Annotated in this window: 15 protein-coding genes; 9 read left to right on the top strand and 6 right to left on the bottom strand. The window is 39.2% G+C overall.

All coding sequences use genetic code 11. The features are described 5' to 3' along the window. The first annotated feature begins 227 nt into the window (after positions 1-227). Together AOG26_RS00430 and AOG26_RS00425 are read left to right on the top strand one after the other, a co-directional pair. Positions 228-1,604, top strand: a complete 1,377-nt coding sequence (locus AOG26_RS00430; RefSeq protein ID WP_054560731.1) for a hypothetical protein — start codon at positions 228-230, stop codon at positions 1,602-1,604. A gap of 222 nt (positions 1,605-1,826) precedes the next feature. After that, positions 1,827-2,828, top strand: coding sequence for a family 43 glycosylhydrolase (locus AOG26_RS00425; RefSeq protein ID WP_054560730.1), 1,002 nt, complete (start codon positions 1,827-1,829; stop codon positions 2,826-2,828). A gap of 67 nt (positions 2,829-2,895) precedes the next feature. Here the strand turns inward: AOG26_RS00425 and AOG26_RS00420 are convergent, their stop codons facing one another. After that, positions 2,896-3,708, bottom strand: coding sequence for a DUF2306 domain-containing protein (locus AOG26_RS00420; protein ID WP_235575452.1), 813 nt, complete (start codon positions 3,706-3,708; stop codon positions 2,896-2,898). Positions 3,709-3,932: 224 nt separating this feature from the next. Between AOG26_RS00420 and AOG26_RS00415 the strand changes: the two genes are divergently transcribed. Continuing rightward, a complete protein-coding gene (locus AOG26_RS00415; protein WP_235575451.1) occupies positions 3,933-5,069 on the top strand; it encodes a helix-turn-helix transcriptional regulator in 1,137 nt (378 codons plus the stop codon). Between the two features lie 3 nt (positions 5,070-5,072). Here AOG26_RS00415 and AOG26_RS00410 read toward each other — a convergent pair whose 3' ends face one another. Together AOG26_RS00410 and AOG26_RS00405 are read right to left on the bottom strand one after the other, a co-directional pair. Beyond that, a complete protein-coding gene (locus tag AOG26_RS00410) occupies positions 5,073-6,800 on the bottom strand; it encodes a response regulator (protein ID WP_054560728.1) in 1,728 nt (575 codons plus the stop codon). A 1-nt stretch (position 6,801) separates the two neighbouring features. After that, the gene (locus AOG26_RS00405; RefSeq protein ID WP_054560727.1) at positions 6,802-7,341 is read right to left on the bottom strand and encodes a heme NO-binding domain-containing protein; all 540 of its coding nucleotides are present in this window, start codon (positions 7,339-7,341) and stop codon (positions 6,802-6,804) included. A 192-nt stretch (positions 7,342-7,533) separates the two neighbouring features. Here AOG26_RS00405 and AOG26_RS00400 point away from each other — a divergent pair, with 192 nt between their 5' ends. Further along, positions 7,534-9,138 carry a sensor domain-containing diguanylate cyclase gene (locus AOG26_RS00400; protein ID WP_054560726.1) on the top strand — a complete coding sequence of 535 codons (1,605 nt, stop codon included), beginning with the start codon at positions 7,534-7,536 and terminating at the stop codon, positions 9,136-9,138. Positions 9,139-9,254: 116 nt separating this feature from the next. Further along, entirely contained in the window at positions 9,255-10,841 is a 1,587-nt protein-coding gene (locus AOG26_RS00395; RefSeq protein WP_054560725.1) for an RICIN domain-containing protein, read from the top strand. Between the two features lie 57 nt (positions 10,842-10,898). Here the strand turns inward: AOG26_RS00395 and AOG26_RS00390 are convergent, their stop codons facing one another. Next, positions 10,899-12,047, bottom strand: coding sequence for a hypothetical protein (locus AOG26_RS00390; protein ID WP_054560724.1), 1,149 nt, complete (start codon positions 12,045-12,047; stop codon positions 10,899-10,901). A 264-nt stretch (positions 12,048-12,311) separates the two neighbouring features. On the opposite strand from AOG26_RS00390, the gene AOG26_RS00385 reads away from it, so the two are divergent. The 3 genes from AOG26_RS00385 to AOG26_RS00375 are packed head-to-tail and all read left to right on the top strand — an operon-like array spanning position 12,312 to position 13,926. Then, positions 12,312-13,166 (top strand): alpha/beta hydrolase, encoded by an 855-nt coding sequence (locus tag AOG26_RS00385; protein ID WP_235575450.1) that lies wholly within the window; start codon positions 12,312-12,314, stop codon positions 13,164-13,166. Then, entirely contained in the window at positions 13,163-13,720 is a 558-nt protein-coding gene (locus tag AOG26_RS00380) for a DUF2975 domain-containing protein (protein WP_054560722.1), read from the top strand. Before AOG26_RS00385 ends, AOG26_RS00380 begins: the two co-directional genes overlap by 4 nt. Beyond that, positions 13,720-13,926: a helix-turn-helix domain-containing protein gene (locus tag AOG26_RS00375; RefSeq protein WP_054560721.1), complete on the top strand. Its 207-nt coding sequence runs from the start codon at positions 13,720-13,722 to the stop codon at positions 13,924-13,926. Before AOG26_RS00380 ends, AOG26_RS00375 begins: the two co-directional genes overlap by 1 nt. Here the strand turns inward: AOG26_RS00375 and AOG26_RS00370 are convergent. After that, entirely contained in the window at positions 13,923-14,693 is a 771-nt protein-coding gene (locus tag AOG26_RS00370; RefSeq protein WP_054560720.1) for an AraC family transcriptional regulator, read from the bottom strand. The two genes, AOG26_RS00375 and AOG26_RS00370, sit on opposite strands and share 4 nt — an antisense overlap. Positions 14,694-14,849: 156 nt before the next feature. Between AOG26_RS00370 and AOG26_RS00365 the strand changes: the two genes are divergently transcribed. Continuing rightward, a complete protein-coding gene (locus AOG26_RS00365; RefSeq protein WP_054560719.1) occupies positions 14,850-15,098 on the top strand; it encodes a hypothetical protein in 249 nt (82 codons plus the stop codon). Positions 15,099-15,142: 44 nt separating this feature from the next. Here AOG26_RS00365 and AOG26_RS00360 read toward each other — a convergent pair whose 3' ends face one another. Beyond that, a complete protein-coding gene (locus tag AOG26_RS00360) occupies positions 15,143-15,793 on the bottom strand; it encodes a tellurite resistance TerB family protein (protein ID WP_054560718.1) in 651 nt (216 codons plus the stop codon). Positions 15,794-15,973: the final 180 nt, after the last annotated feature.

Below are 15,973 nucleotides of genomic sequence, written 5' to 3'. Positions count from 1 at the left end.
CATATATTTAACCATTTTATGTTGAGTGGTGTGTTGGGTTTAATGACGATTTCCCAGAGTAATCTTATTGTTGATTAAATGTAAACAGTTAAACTCGTAACAAGTTTTAGCTTTCATCTGGTTTGGTTATTTTGAAAAGTCGGCCCTATAAAATTGTATCTGGTATAACAGTAGCAATTACTATTTTACACTCGAGTGCGTCTCTGCGAGCAAGCGAAGTTAATTGGATGCAAGATGCAAAGTGGGGGATTAGTCATCACTATCTTGCTGGTGGCACTTTAGATAATGCATGGTATCAAATCACAGACTATAACGAGTGGAATAACTATGTAAATGGTTTTGATGTTGACGATTATGCGGATAAAGCAGCCAAGCTTGGTTATGCTTATGTAATTTTTACCATTACTCAAAACCGTGGTTACCTGTCGACGATGAGTGACATTTATGATTTACACTCACCGGCATGTCCGAGCAAACAGATTGCACCAGGTTGTATTACCCAAGTTAACTCAAATCAGGCTGATTACACGCCTAACCGTGACCTTGTTTTGGATTTAGCGAAAGCACTTAAACTAAAAGGTATTAAGTTAATTGCTTACCTACCTTCGCACTCAGGGGATAGATGGACGGGTACAAAAAAGAAAGTACCTTACCCTGATTGGTTTATAACTGGTTTTGTCAGCGAAAGATCGCAGGCTTGGGGAGCTAACATCGCTGGCTGGTGGTTTGATAATTGGTTTAAAGCAGATGAATCGAAACAAAAACTCGAGGCAAAGAATGCTTACCCTGTTGCAGACCAACTTACTCAGTCTGCTCGAAGTGGCAACCCAAATGCGACGATTAGTTTTCATGCTGGTGACGAGCATAGCTTTATCCCCAAAGATCCACACAGTCAATACACATCAGGTAAAACTAACGAGTTACCTAAGGCTCCTTCTTCTAAAAAAGTCATAACTGCTTTGGATACAAAAGTGCAGTGGCATGGATTTACCTACACTTCTGACGGAGGATGGGGAGGCTTAAAGAGCAGCTTAAGATATTCGAACACAGATATAGCAAATAGGGTAAAACAAATTGCAGATGAAGGTGGGTTGATAACATTAGATGTGGCAATTAACCCTGACGGTAGCTGGATTGCCGATCGATTGGTGCAAATTCAGACTATCGGTAATACCCTCGGCACAACAAGTGATATAACCTATTCAGGCCTCGAGCTGATAAACGATAATGACCCTCGAATTCAATATAGTGAAAATGGCAACTGGATGAGGTCTGAGCACACAAATACTGGCGAATACCAACAAGATTTACACATGACAACCGTTAATGGTGCGTCGTTTAGTTATGACTTTAGTGGTTCAAGCATTGTTTTTGCGACTTCAAAAGGTATTAACCATGGCGATGTTGAAGTTATCTTAGATGGTAAGTCACAAGGCATATTCTCTATTTTCGATGGTAATAATTATCGCCAAGTACAAAGTATTGTGTTCGAAAAACATGACTTATCAGCTGGCTCACATACTTTAATTGTGAAGAAGGTATCGGGCGATGTTATGCCAGTTGACCTCGTTTTATCTAAAAAATCTAAGAGGGGCTTTAAATAAAGCTTGTTTTAGTGATCCCAAACAAAGGGGGGAAGCCCCCTTTTTTCCAAATGCTTTCGATAACGAGCTAGCTTTAACTCCTTTGCTTAGAACGGGTATCTTGAAACTCACAGCTCAAGCTTACATTTCTTTTCACTGTCTGTTAAAAATAATGTTATATTTGTGTTCTTACTTAAAAGTAATAAAATAATACAAATTAAAATTTAACGATCAGGTTTCAAGATGACATTACAAACAAATAGTCCGTTAGTAGAGCAGCGTGCCGATCCATTTGTGCATAAGCACAGTGATGGTTTTTATTATTTTACAGGTTCTGTACCAACTTATGATCGCATTGAACTTCGTAAGTCTGCGACATTAGAGGGCTTAAAAGACGCTGAAACCTTTGATATTTGGTTTAAACATGACAGCGGCCCGATGAGCCGTCATATCTGGGCACCTGAAATTCATTACCTCGATGGCAAATGGTACATCTACTTCGCAGCCAGTGAAGAAGATGATATTTGGGCATTACGCCCGTATGTGCTTGAGTGTAAAGGCCAAGATCCGCTAAATGATGAGTGGGTTGAACTTGGCATGATGCAAGCCGCTGAGGGCGATGAAAAGTCGTTCACCGATTTTTCTTTAGATGCCACTATTTTTGAAAATAACGGTAAGCGTTACTTCTGCTGGGCAGAGAAAACCGGCGGTCAATTTGCTGCATCAAACCTGTATTTAGCTGAGATGGAATCTCCAATTAAGTTAAAAACAGCGCAGTTTATGCTGACTACACCTGATTACGATTGGGAACGTGTCGACTTTTGGGTAAATGAAGGCCCGGCAGTACTTAAAAATAACGGTAAAATCTTTATTGCTTTCTCTGCAAGCGCAACAGGTGCATGTTACTGCATGGGCTATATGGAAGCCGATGAAAACAGCGATTTACTTGATCGTAATTCGTGGACTAAAACACGTATGCCTGTGCTTGAAACAAGTGTTGAAAAGAAAATTTTCGGCCCAGGTCATAACTGTTTTACAGTAGCTGAAGATGGTGAAACACCACTGTGTATTTACCATGCTCGTGACTATGAGCACGCAGTTGGTGAACCAAGTGTGGTGCCAAAAACAGACACCCGTCCACTTGAAGAGATTGTAAAAGATCCGCTTTACGATCCAAACCGCCATGCTCGAGTTATGGAAGTGAAGTACGACGAAAATGGTCGTCCACTATTTGAACTGTATTAATTTTATAGTGACGTAAATTATGTTCATAAAGCCACCAATTTAGGTGGCTTTATTGTATGAGAGTTAGTTAGCCAACAATCGCAGGGTACCAGTTTGCCAAAGTCACCCCAAATAAGCCGATTAAGAACACGATTGATATTAGCGTCATTAAACAGGCAGTGCCGATAGTGATAAACGTAATATTTGTACGAGCTGCATAGCGAACAAGTTCGGCTATTAAAAGTGGTACTAAGTAAGAACAAAGGCTAACAGCAAGCACGGCAGGCCCAGTGAATGTGGCGGTATCAACGCCTAAGGTGCCAAATACTAAAAACCATGCAAATATCAATAATCTAAAAAACAACACACCATTAGCCGCAAGATATAACCGTATAGCCCACCTTTGATGAGCATTGAAGTTACGAGCCCGTGCTGTTTTCACTGCAAATATACTTGATACAATAACCACTAAGCCGCCAAACATTGTCAGTGCATGCATCAGTGTATTACCAACGGTGCCCCTTACTATCATTAAATACATGCCAGCAAATGAAATACAGCAAGCTAAAACAACAAATACACGACCATTGTAGCGATGGAATGCTCTGTATTTTGTCCTCAGTTTTTCAATGAGTTGTAAGCTTCCGCCAAGGATCATCACTACCGCAAATAATACATGCACTGCATACATCAAATTCCCTGTGGCATCATTAGCAACATAGGCGGTGTTATTAAGTCGGTTCCAACCTGATAGACCTGTAGTTAACGCTGACATTCCATAACCAAGAATGAGATAAACTACAAAGCAAGTTTGCGCCATTAGCAGGCTAATAAACCAAAGCTTTTTACTGTATTCGAGCGCTTTTAAAGGTGTGATTTTGCTATCTTTGTTAAACATCATCAATTCCATTACATTTTTCTAATACCGCTAATATAAAGGGCTAGAGCAAGATTTCTTCTCAAATTCGAAATTTGATCAATGAAATATTGTGTTTGTTTTTGAGAGCTCACACAGAGTTTGACATATTCACTAACAAACTCTTTTTGCTATGTTGATCTTGAAAAAGTAAACTTATCTGATTGGTAAATAATTCATCAAACTCCCAATTTAAGGTATGTAGAGTTATGCAAAATACTTCCCCTTATTACTTACTCGTTTTTGTTTGTATGGGGCTCATGCTGCTAAATGGTATGAAAAAAGAGAAGCAGCTTATTCATTATCTGTTTGCAGTATTTTGCGGTTCGCTTTGCATGGTTGGGGTGCAAAAAATCAGTGCACCAACTATTGGTGTTTACAGTTATTTAATTGGCTTATTTACCTGCGCAACCTGTAATATGTCTTGGCTTATATCACGCACTTTGTTTCGTAAGCATAAGCCTATTGCTTCGGTACATATTGCCGTGGCAGTTGCTATTGCGGGTTTAATTATGTTTAACCAAACTTGGCATTATTTGGTGAGTATTGATGTGCAAGTTTTCCCTGATAGCCAATTCATGTGGCGTTTAAAGCAAGGTATGGTCGAAATAACGGTGTTGCTATCTTCGAGTATTTTGGTGCTCTCTTTTTGGGAAGCATTACGAGGCTATAAAGAGAAAACACAAACGCAAAAGTTGCAGGCAAATATTTTTGCTAGTTGCTACTTTTTAGCGGTATTTAATGCCAGCATACTGCCTAAATTTTTATTCAGTGAAAGCGAATTTCAACAATTTGAGCCGCTTATAATTGCCTCATCAGCATTGTTGATTGTACTTGCAATGCAGTTAGTGATGTTTTTGCAAAAACGTGCCCACAACACAGTGCCTGAAGCTATTGATAGTAAAGTGGTGAACTCTGAAAAGGTAATGAAAGCTATCCATCAGGCTGAACAATCTGAAAATAAAGAGGTAGAGCCTGAGCTTATTACTGGCATAGAAGCACTCATCAATAAGCAGGTTTATTTGCAAACTAATTTGAAAATTTCTGATTTTGCTCAAGCATTAGCAGTACCTGAGTATAAGATCAGCCGGGCTATTCGTTATCATTTTAAAGCCGCAAATTTTAATTTGTTTATTAATCAGTATCGAATACAGCATGCGCAAGGGCTGTTATTAAAAGATGAAGCAAGTCATTGGAGTATACTCAGTATTGCAATGGAAAGTGGCTTTTCTTCGCTTGCTACCTTTAACCGTGTGTTTAAAAGTATCGTTGGGGTTAACCCAAATGAGTTTCGTAAGCAAAACAACTCATTAGTAGAACAAAAAATCATAGAGCTTACTGACTAGAAATTACAGCTGCTTTTGCATTAAATGCTCTGCAATGACCTCAAACATGGTTTGCACTTCAATTGGCTTGGCTATATAGCCTTGCATTCCTGATTCTTTCGCTTTTGTAAGGTCGGCTTCCATAGTGTTGGCGGTCATGGCGATAATAGGGATATGGGCAAACTTTGATTGCTGTTTAATTTTATTCGCTGCGGTATAACCATCCATTTTTGGCATTTGGCAGTCCATCAAAATACAATCGAAAGATTCTTTTTCGACAGCTTCAATCGCTGCTATGCCATCTTCGGCAATATCAACCACAAAGCCATTTGAGCGTAGTATTTGCGATGCAACTTGTTGGTTAAGCGGGTTGTCTTCAACTAGCAGTATTCTTGAGCCCGCAAGCTTTTTAAAGCATGTATTGTCGACTCTGGTCTCTTTTTTCGTAGCGATACCCATCACATGCTCGAGGGTTTTCAATAGGTTCCCTTTAATAATCGGCTTTAATAATATTTCTTCAACGGTTTTATCTAGCGTACTTAGCGTGTCTTTAACTTCTTGGTTTTCATAAGAAGCGAGGATAATGGTTTTTTTAATGTCGATAGAAAGCTGCTTTTTGAGGTTCTCTAGAATGTTATTTTGTTTGCAGTTTAATACGTGCCAGTCTAAAAAAATAAAGTCGTAGTTGTGACTAATATCAGCGTTAGAAAGCTTTTCATCCATGCAATCAATCGTCTGTACATTGATGTCTAATGCATTGAGCGTGGTATTTAAAATAGCTTCAGGTTGGTCGCTTTGCTCAATAATAAGAGCGCGTTTATGTTTGAAAATATCTGTGTCGTGGCAGCTTTGCATAACCGATAGCGAAAATAACACATCAAAACTGAAGCTACTCCCTTTGTCTAATTGGCTTTTAACCTCAATATGACCTCCCATAAGCTCGATAATTTTTTTACTGATAACAAGACCAAGACCTGTGCCACCAAATTTACGAGTTGTTGAAACATCGGCTTGTGAAAAAGGCTTAAACACACTATTAACTTGCTCTTCAGACATACCAATGCCTTGGTCAATGACCTGAAAATTAATACAAATAGAGGTATCGGTTTGTGATTTTTTTGTCAGTTTCAGCGTGACATCTTGCTGGTTTGAAAACTTAATGGCATTGCTCAGTAAATTTAATAAAACTTGATTAAGCCTAAGAGCGTCACCGATTAAAAACTCTGGAATGTCATCATCAATATCAAAAATGACTTCGATGTTATTTTTCTCAATTAAACTACTGGCTAAATTAGCGAGGTTCGCAAGAAAGTCATTTAAGTTAAAATCACTGTTTTCAAGTTCAAGCTTGTTGGCTTCTATTTTAGAAAAATCGAGAATGTCATTAATAATCCCAAGCAGTGATTTGGCCGAAAGCTGAATTTTTTCAACGTAATCATATTGTTTATCGGTTAATTCAGTATCAAGGGCGAGGTGTGCCATGCCCAAAATTGCATTCATAGGGGTGCGGATTTCATGGCTCATATTAGCTAAAAACATTGATTTAGCTTGATTGGCGGCATCGGCCAACTCTTTTGCATTATTTAAATCTTGTGTGCGAAGAATAACTTCTTTTTCTAGATTTTCGGCCGCATGTTTTAGCGTCATATTGGCTTCATATAACTCTAAAGACTTCTGTTCTAACAGGGCTTCGGCTTGTTTTCGAGCCTGGCGCTCTCGTTCTATTCTACGTTTGTAGAGTTCTTCATCCACACTAATCTTCTTTTGTTAAAGTAAAGGTTGCCGACATATGATCAGCGCTTATATCCTTTTTAATCGTAATTTTTTCATTAAATTTTTCACATGCACCTTCAATTAATCCACCTGCTAAACAGGCGAAAGGGTTTCCAGAGCGATAGAACATTTGCATTTTGCGCTCACTAATACGTTTTGTTTCAAAGCTTGGTAACTCAGCATCGCTATAAAGCTTTTTAACTTCTACATGAACATGGCGGTCGATGGTATCTAAAAAGTCAAACGTAGTTGAAACACTGGTGAAAAAGTGAGGAAAAAGGATAAAAAAACGATTTAATAAATACTTACCATAGTGCGTGGCTAATTGTTCTGCAGGCGTATTGACGTGCTTACTTAACGAAGTAATAAGCATGATCATTTCAGCGTTGTCGTAATTACCAACACTGGTATAGGCCCCATTTGAAGCAAGTGAGTTTTCTTCAATGATTTTGTCTGCCACTTCATAAGAAAATTCATTTTCGACCATGTCTAAAAACTCGGTAAAGACGATACCTTTCATACAGTAGCCCTTCAAAATTTCATACTAAAAGTTTAGATATAAACAGGGATTTTACAATTTATCAGTCACCAACTTTAGTAGAGGTTCTGCCTTTATGAGACTGATTTATTAAAGCTTGGCAAGCAAACTGAGTAAACGTGGTTATACTTTTTAATACTAATGTACTTTTTATTCTGCTTGGTTTGGTATTTTATGGTGATTGGTGCGAGGCTCAAAAAACGCTTATTACTTGCTTTCACCGCGGCGTGCTTTGCTATTTTGTTGGCGCAAACAATTATTCGGCATTTTTGGATATTGCCAACTTTTGAAGCGATGACAAAACAAAATGATCGGATTGATATTCAGCGCGTGGAGTCACAACTTCAGCAAGAGGTTGATGCGCTGTCAAAAATGGTCTTTGACAGCGCTGCTTGGGATACCATGTATGAAGCTGCACAGCAACGTGATACCCAGTGGTTTAATAGTGACTATGTTATTGCAGACGCACTACAGCGGTTAGACGTAAATGGTTGGTATTTATATGATACACAGGCAAATATTATTGGCGGTGGCAGCTTTAATAGTGATTATCAGCCTTACTCACCAACGGTTTTAGAAAGCCCCAATTTGTTGATAAAAAACGACCTAATAATCTTATCTGGCGATATAGACAATAGCCAATCTGAGTTAACTCATAAAGTCCGGTTTATTACCATAGATAAAACGCCTGCCGTCACCGTCGCTTACAATGTAACGAAGTCCGATGGCACTGGTGAATTTGTGGCGACATTATTGCTTTGGAGCTTTATTGATGAAGACTTTGTCGAAAATCTAACACCAGGGTTAGCAAATGATATTAGCTTTTATGGCATTGATGAAGCACCTAAATATAGGGATCATCTAATTAGGGTGTTTGGTGAGAAAAGGAGAGCAGTCGAGACGACTCAACACAATCGACGGCTTTACTTAGGAGTCAATGATCAAGCAGGAGACTTACTATTTGTGCTATCTATCGCATCCCGTGAACGAACTTACGACCGAAGCTTGTTTGATAGCTCTTTAATTACCGGTTTATTGATATCTGGATCTGTGTTTATTTTGTTTTATTTATATATAAATCAACAGGTTTTAAGGCCACTCAGAAAGCTTTATACATTGGTGAATTCAGCAATCAGTAATAACGATTTTAGCGCTCGGGAAGAGTATTTTGGTAATAACGAATTGCACCAACTCGGGCGAGGTATGAATGAGTTATTTACTTTGATAGAAAATCAACGTGATGAAATACTAGAGCGCCACCAGAAGTTAAAACATATCAGTTACACCGATTCAATGACGATGCTTGCCAATCGTCGGGCATTAGATAAACATTTTGCGAAGCTTGCCAGCGATGCAGATTTAGCATCGCAACCTATCTCAATGATTGTCGCCGATATCGATCATTTTAAACTCTACAATGACTTTTATGGGCATGATCAAGGTGACAAAGCGCTCTGTGAGGTCGCCAATCTTCTTAAAGAAAACACCCAGCCAAGTAATCACTTTGTTGCTCGGTATGGCGGCGAAGAATTTGTTATTGTGCTCAGCAATACCGATAAGCATCAGGCACTCAAAGTGGCTGAAACGCTACGAAACGCCGTTGCATCAGCTCACATAACTCACCAAGGCCGTGCAGACTTAAGCTATGTTACCTTATCGATAGGTATTGCCAGTAAGGCTGCTAATGAGGCGTTTGATTCAGATAGCTTGTTTAAAATAGCAGATGACGCGCTTTATAAAGCGAAAAAGCAAGGTCGAAATTGCTGCGTTGTTGGGTAATTTTTAACATTTGTTTACATAAAATAAACATAAATAGGTGTTTTTAGGTACGTATAAATTAAACTATCTCTTTAATAATGTAATTTTATATTACAAATGTAATAAAGGAGATAGTCTTGAAGATTTTAAACCAAACTAAACTGTTAGCATTATGCCTACTAGCAGTTGCGTGTTTTGCTCAGAGTGCTGTTCATGCACAACAGTGTAGTGCTATGCCTGAATCTGGCACTGTATATTCCATTATTAATAGAGGCTCTGGCCTTGCACTTGATGTAAATACCAGTGATTCTAGCTCAGCCCCGAATATTATTAGCTACGAATACTGGGGTGGAAATAACCAAAAGTTTCAGCTTATTCAAGAAGCAGATGGCTATTGGATTATACGCTCTAAATTTAACAATAAAGTTATTGATGTGTTGAACTCATCGCAATCAAATGGTGCAAATATAATTGCTTATGATGATTGGCAAGGGGCTAATCAACGTTGGTTGTTAAAAGCATCTTCATCGGGCGGCTTTAATATCGTCAATAAGTTAACTGGTAAATCTTTGACAGTTGCAGGCTCAAATAATACTGCAAATGTTTATCAAAATGATGATGCTGGGATCAGTTCACAAAGATGGTTTATTAATCCAGTAAATGGCGACTGTGGGACTACCGGAACCACTCCCAGTGACTTAATAGGCTTTGCATCTCAAGCAGGTCAAGATGGATTGAGCACAACGACCGGTGGTGGTAATAACACTGCCATCACAGTATATAGCTGTGATGATTTAAGTACTGCATTGAGTTCTGGCTCTGCTGCGGTTATTCAGGTCCCTGATAACACTGTGATTGATTGTCGAACCGCCAATAGAACGGTACCGGCTTGTCCACTTGATTGTGGTCAATGGGGAGATTACGGTAAGACGTGGTACAGAATTCCCGTTGGTAATCAAAGCTGTAGTGAGTTGGGAAGTAGCTCAAACTCAACCGTGAATGTTACCCGTAATGATAGACGTATCATTGTGCAATCAAATAAAACGCTGCAAGGGTTAGGTAAAAACTCGAAAATAATTGGTGCTAGCCTCGTTATTAGTAATCAGCGAAATATTATTATTAAGAACATTATGCTTGAGGGTATTAACCCAGCCCTTGTAGAAGCAGGTGATGCTATTTCAATAGATGATAGTAGTCATGTATGGGTTGATCACATGGCATTTAATAAAATCAGTGATGGATATATTGATGTAGACAATAGTCAAAACGTTACTTTAAGTTGGAATCGTTTTTATGGATATAACCCTCAAGTTTGCGCTAACCAGCATTGGTATACCCATTTATTTAGAAACTCTCAAATAACAGCGCATCACAATTTTTGGGATACAGCTGCAGGGCGAAACCCTAAAGTAGACGGCTATAACTCTCGTGTGCATATGTTTAATAATTACTGGAAGAACATTACTTATTTTTCAATTAGTGCGGGGAATGGCGCAGAGGTTTTAGTGGAAAATAATTACTTTGAAAATTCAGCGAAACCTCACTGGAATCAAGGCTCAGGTTATTTTAGTGCCTCAGGAAATGTTTACACTGGAAGTTCTGCAACTGATCAATATCGTGATAGCGGAGCAACAGTATTTGGTGATGTTCAACTCTACCCATATCGATTAGATGATCCAAATTCTTTGGGCAGTAAAGTGAATGGCGGAACAGGCCCACAATAAATACCTATTGTGAGTTGGAAAAAGCTCAGCTATTGCTTTTTAGCTGAGCTTAACACTTTAAATTGCAACCAAGCTCTGCTCAAGCATTGCTTTAATTTGCTTAACAATTTTTGCTTCTGTTTCTGGCTCAAATTGTTGAATACGTGGAGTGTGAATATGCCCTGTAGGGATATCTGAATTAAGCTCATCACGCAGGCGAATACTACGATACGAGATTTCATTTGATAAGTAGCCGCCGCCACCGCCTTTTACCGCAATCGCACCTTCTAATTCTTTAAGTGATTTTGGCTCAAATGCTTTTTCAAGCGTGACGACTTTATGATTGTCGTTGATTGGGAATGGCCCTTTGGCTTGTTGCATCTGCTTAACTGGTAAGCTGAAAGTTACAAACTCATTGCCCGGAAGAGGGCGGTCGTTAAGGCTCGAAATTTTCGGTGCAGTTGCTGTGCCGCCATACACAATATTGGCGTTATCGGGCGCCGTTACACTGCGGCGTTTACCCGGAAAGCGTTCAAGGTCAAAGTCTTTGCTGCCCATACTGATAGTGGCAATCATATCGACATTGTTAAGTGCATAATATGGCGCAAGTAATGATTCGATAATACCTTGGTCAAAGTCTTCGTAGCGTACTGGCACCATCACCGTATTGATCTCGGCGCTAATGCCATTGTAATTAATTACTTGGCCATCAAGTAATAATGCTGCAACACCGGATGGGTTACTTTGATTAATATTTCTATCTAATAAGAATGGATCAAAACCTGTAATTAAAATGCGTTTGTCGGTTTTTTTACTGTAATCAAGGTCGGTGCGGCCACGGCTGCCATTTTCGAGCATTGTTAATAACGCGGTTTGTTCGCTGTCGGTCATTGCAAACTGGGGTTTGCTGGTACGAATAATCTTGCTTGAAAGTAAACGTGCCCAATATAGCTCTCGGTCGTCGAAGCTGTTGGTTTTAATTATACGTGTTTTGGCATCGCGCCATAATTGTTTGGCGTAATCATCAATAAGGTCACTTGCTTGCTGATAACTAGCAGCCGCTTGCCACTGTTTTTCAAATTGGTTTACTTCATTAGAAAAAGCATTTAACACCTTTGGCATGGCTTTGCTGGCTTTTTCAATACGCAGTTCTTCAACGGTTAAATTGGCTGCAAATGCAGTAAATGACGAGGCGATTAAGCCGGTGGCAAGTAAAACTTTTTTCATGATTATCCTATTTAGTTACAGCTCGTTTAGTAGGCTTGCGTTAACTATCCTATGGATAAATGCCGAGCGCAAATAAAATCGCTCAACACAGAATTTGAAAAATAATGAATTAAAGGAGATAGCGCTTTTAATCAAAGCTATTTTTCAAAGGAAGGGCTTTTAATGTTCGATATTGAATAATTAATTATCGTTTTTCGGTAATTTTAGTTTGTTTTTTAACTTATCTAGTGCCATAGTAGTTTTTTTACTAGAAGGATCGTGAAAATGAAATTTGGTTCTATTGCAGTGGTTTCGCTGATTGTGCTGTTATTAACTGGTTGTACGACAATTAAAGTTGAGGAATCTCACTTTTTATATCCGGATAAAAAAATAACGATGCAGGAAATACAAAGTGTTAATGCCACCGCCAAAACGCAGGAGATAACTTTAAACACCGATGAGGGTACTAGACTTAAGGGTACCCTTATTAAAGTTGCAGATGCTCGTGCTACGGTAATTTACTTCGGTGGTAACCAGTTTCGCGTTAGTGCCGCAGGTGGGGAACCAGCCAAGCTACTTTTACCTTTTCAAGTTAATATTTTAATGATGGATCATCGTGGTTATGGGCTTAGTTCTGGAGTACCTAGCGTAGCTAATCTGCAAGCTGATGCATTACAGGTATTTGATTATGTAAAAGGCAGATCAGACCTAAATACTTTGCCTGTGGTGATCCATGGTCATTCTTTAGGAAGTATGATTGCAGGTTATCTTGCCAGTCAGCGTAACGTTGATGCTCTGGTACTCGAAGGGAGTGTGACAAATGTTGAACAGATGACAGCAGCACGAATTCCGTGGTTTGCTAAACCGTTTGTTAGTGTTGAGTTTAGTGAAGAGATTAAACAAGTCGATAATTTAAAAGCGTTACAAGTTTATCAAGCACCGCTATTAATAATCACCGGTGAAAAAGACACTCAAACTCCACCTGAGTTAGCTAAATCACTATATCAATATGCAAAATCTCAGCAAAAGCAGATTTACATTGCAAAAGGAAAGCACCATTCTAATGCGTTAACAGGTAAGCAGTTAGCGACTCATTATGAGCAACTTCTAAAACAAATAACACTGAGTAAATCGTCATGAAAAAAATTGTTTGGATGAGTTCGTTTATCCTAAGCCTGCTAATTTTTACGCTTATTAGCTTGTTAGTAACAAGCATTATTGTGCTTTTCAGTGACAGTAATGTTTTAAGTTTTACACAAAGTAATGGTGCGCATATGTGGATTGGTCTTGAAGTCAGCGGCTCTTGGCAAGGAGTAGCACAAACATTAAATGATCATGGTTTTGATAGTGTTTTATGGCTTGGTCTTGTGCAATTGCTACCGTTTATTCTGATCAACATAATTTTGATTCGGTTATTTTTGCTTTACCGACGTGGATCCTTCTTCGCTATTGAAAATATACAATGTTTTAAATGGTTAGGTGGCGTATTATTGGCGCAATTTGCACTAGTTGTGTGCTACCCGTCACTACTTATAACTCTTCTTAACTTGGCAACAGGATCAGATATCGGAAGGGTCGTGGCTATACAAGATACTGATATTATAGGCTTAGTGATGGGATTAATTATTTATGTTATTGGTTGGATCATGGGTCAAGCGCAGCAGCTACAAAAAGAGCAAGAGTTAGTGATTTAATGGCGATTATTATTGATTTAGATGTAGTGTTAGCTAAGCGAAAAATGAAGTCTGCAGAATTAGCTGAAGCGATAGGTATTACGCCACAAAACTTATCAGTTCTTAGAGCTGGGCGAGCTAAAGCTGTGCGCTTTACAACTTTAGATGCAATTTGTAAGCACTTAGGTTGCCAGCCTGGTGATATTCTGCGTTTTGAGGATGACTAGCGCAAAATAAGCTTTGTTTGTTTAGTTTGAGAGTCTTTCAATAACTTGCGGTATTTTGCTGGGGTGATGTGCATTATTGCTTTGAATTCTTTGATTAAATGAGGCTGATCGGTAAAGCCACATTCAAGTGCAATATCTGCAAAGCTCATTTCAGGGTTATCTTTAATTGCTTGTTTAGCAAGTTTTACTCGGTAGATACGCTCAAAATACTTAGGGGTAACGCCGCATTGATCCTTAACTTGTCTTTCGAGCTGTCGTTGACTGAGTGGGGCAAGTTGGTAAGCAGTTTCGAGTGGCGTTAACTCTATAAGGTTACGGATTAGGTGTTTTGAGTGCCTGTTGCTGTGGTTAATGTTTTTATTATCAGTAAAGTGGTGGCTAATAAGTGCAACAAACGCGGCTAAGCTGGCATCATTTTGCAGATCTTCGGCAATTTCACATAGTGACTGCTCTGCAATGAGTGGGTGAGCATTACGCTTTAGTTCAGACAATACGGTTGGGTTAAAACGAATACCACAAAACTGCGCATCGTGTGAAAATGTGACTTTAGATGCTTGAGTCGATGTTTCTTGCACTGCATAAGGGGCAGCAAGCGGCTTGTCATCAAGTAAAACTTCACCAGCAACAGGAAACACAAGCCCTGTGGCACCATCGCAGGCAAGCCATTGCTCTCCTTGAGAGTGCGCTGTGGCATACCAAATAGCTTGTATGCTATCGGCAAGATTGCCCTTTGGGGTCATTAATTCGAGCGTTAAATGGTTACTCATTAAACTTCACTGCCTCTATCGATAGCGAAAGTATCATCAATTGAATAGCGTTGTGTCAATTTTTAGTCCAAAAGTAAGCTAGATTAGGGGCTGTTATTCGCACCCTGTTTTTAATCCTGCTATGCTACGCCCATTAGCAATCACTGAGTATTTGAGATGATTAACGATAACGATGTAATTGAAACATTAGACGAGTTAGAAACATTTTTACGCCTAGTTGAAACTGGCGGTTTAGGGCTAGAGAATGTAACCGGTGTTGCCCTTGCAACCAATAATAGTGATGGCCGCCCATTTATTGCGGTACTTGATGATAAACATCAACTTTTACTTGGCCGTTACGTGACAAGTGAAGTGTATGAAAACGGTAAAGATATGGTGCGTTACGGCACTAAAAAGCCGCATTAATCATCACTGTTTACCAATAAAAATAGGGCGAAGACGCCCCATTTTTATTGGTATTCGGCAAGCTCTCTGTGAATGCTCATTACCAGTTCACTAGGAATGCATAATTGATTAGCGAGCGTGTCTAAGTAGTGTTTAGAAATAGCTTGGTTTAAATCAATTGCGCTGGCACTAGCTGCATATACTTCAATACCCATTTGTGCGTTAGGCACAGCGGCAACTAACTCTGATAGTTGCATTGGTTTTCTTAGCTCATCGAACAGCATGGCCTTTTCTTGCACAGACAATTGCATTGTTTCTACTTGTGCGAAGATTTTTTGTCTTTCCGTTTCATCAATGTGGCCATCAGCATAGGCGGCTGCAATCATAGCGCGCATCAGTAATAATTGCCCATCATTATGGTTATCGTCGATTGCATCAGTAAATGACTGCTCAGACAGCGTGGCGGGGGTAATATCAAAACCACGAGAACTAGTTTGCTGAACTGGAGCCGCTTTATGTTCTGAGTATTGTTTATAGGCTTTCCAAGCAAGGCCACCGACAGCAGCAAGCGCACCATATTTTACGGCTTTTTTACTGCTCTTTTTACTTTTTCCGCCCATTAAGCTCGTTAGTCCGCCGCCAGCAACGCCTCCTAAAAAACCACTCAGCGCACCTGATTTATTTAAATTACCCACTAACTTTTGTATGTCTTTCATTGTTCTCTCCTTGCAGTTATGTGCCCAGACTAGGTGATTTAAAATGAAAAGGAAACGAGATAAATGTTACAAAACACATCAGGTAACAATTCTCTGCTTTAGGTACTTATCTTTAGCTTGCTTAAATTACACTCAGTACTATAAGTTAGGGTTTCTGTTTGATTAATAATAAGGAAAAAC

This window comes from Pseudoalteromonas sp. UCD-33C (assembly GCF_001306895.1).
In the GTDB taxonomy this organism is placed as follows: Bacteria; Pseudomonadota; Gammaproteobacteria; order Enterobacterales; family Alteromonadaceae; genus Pseudoalteromonas.
Note: the sequence above shows the minus strand (reverse complement) of the source record. Positions and strands in the feature narration are given on the sequence as shown.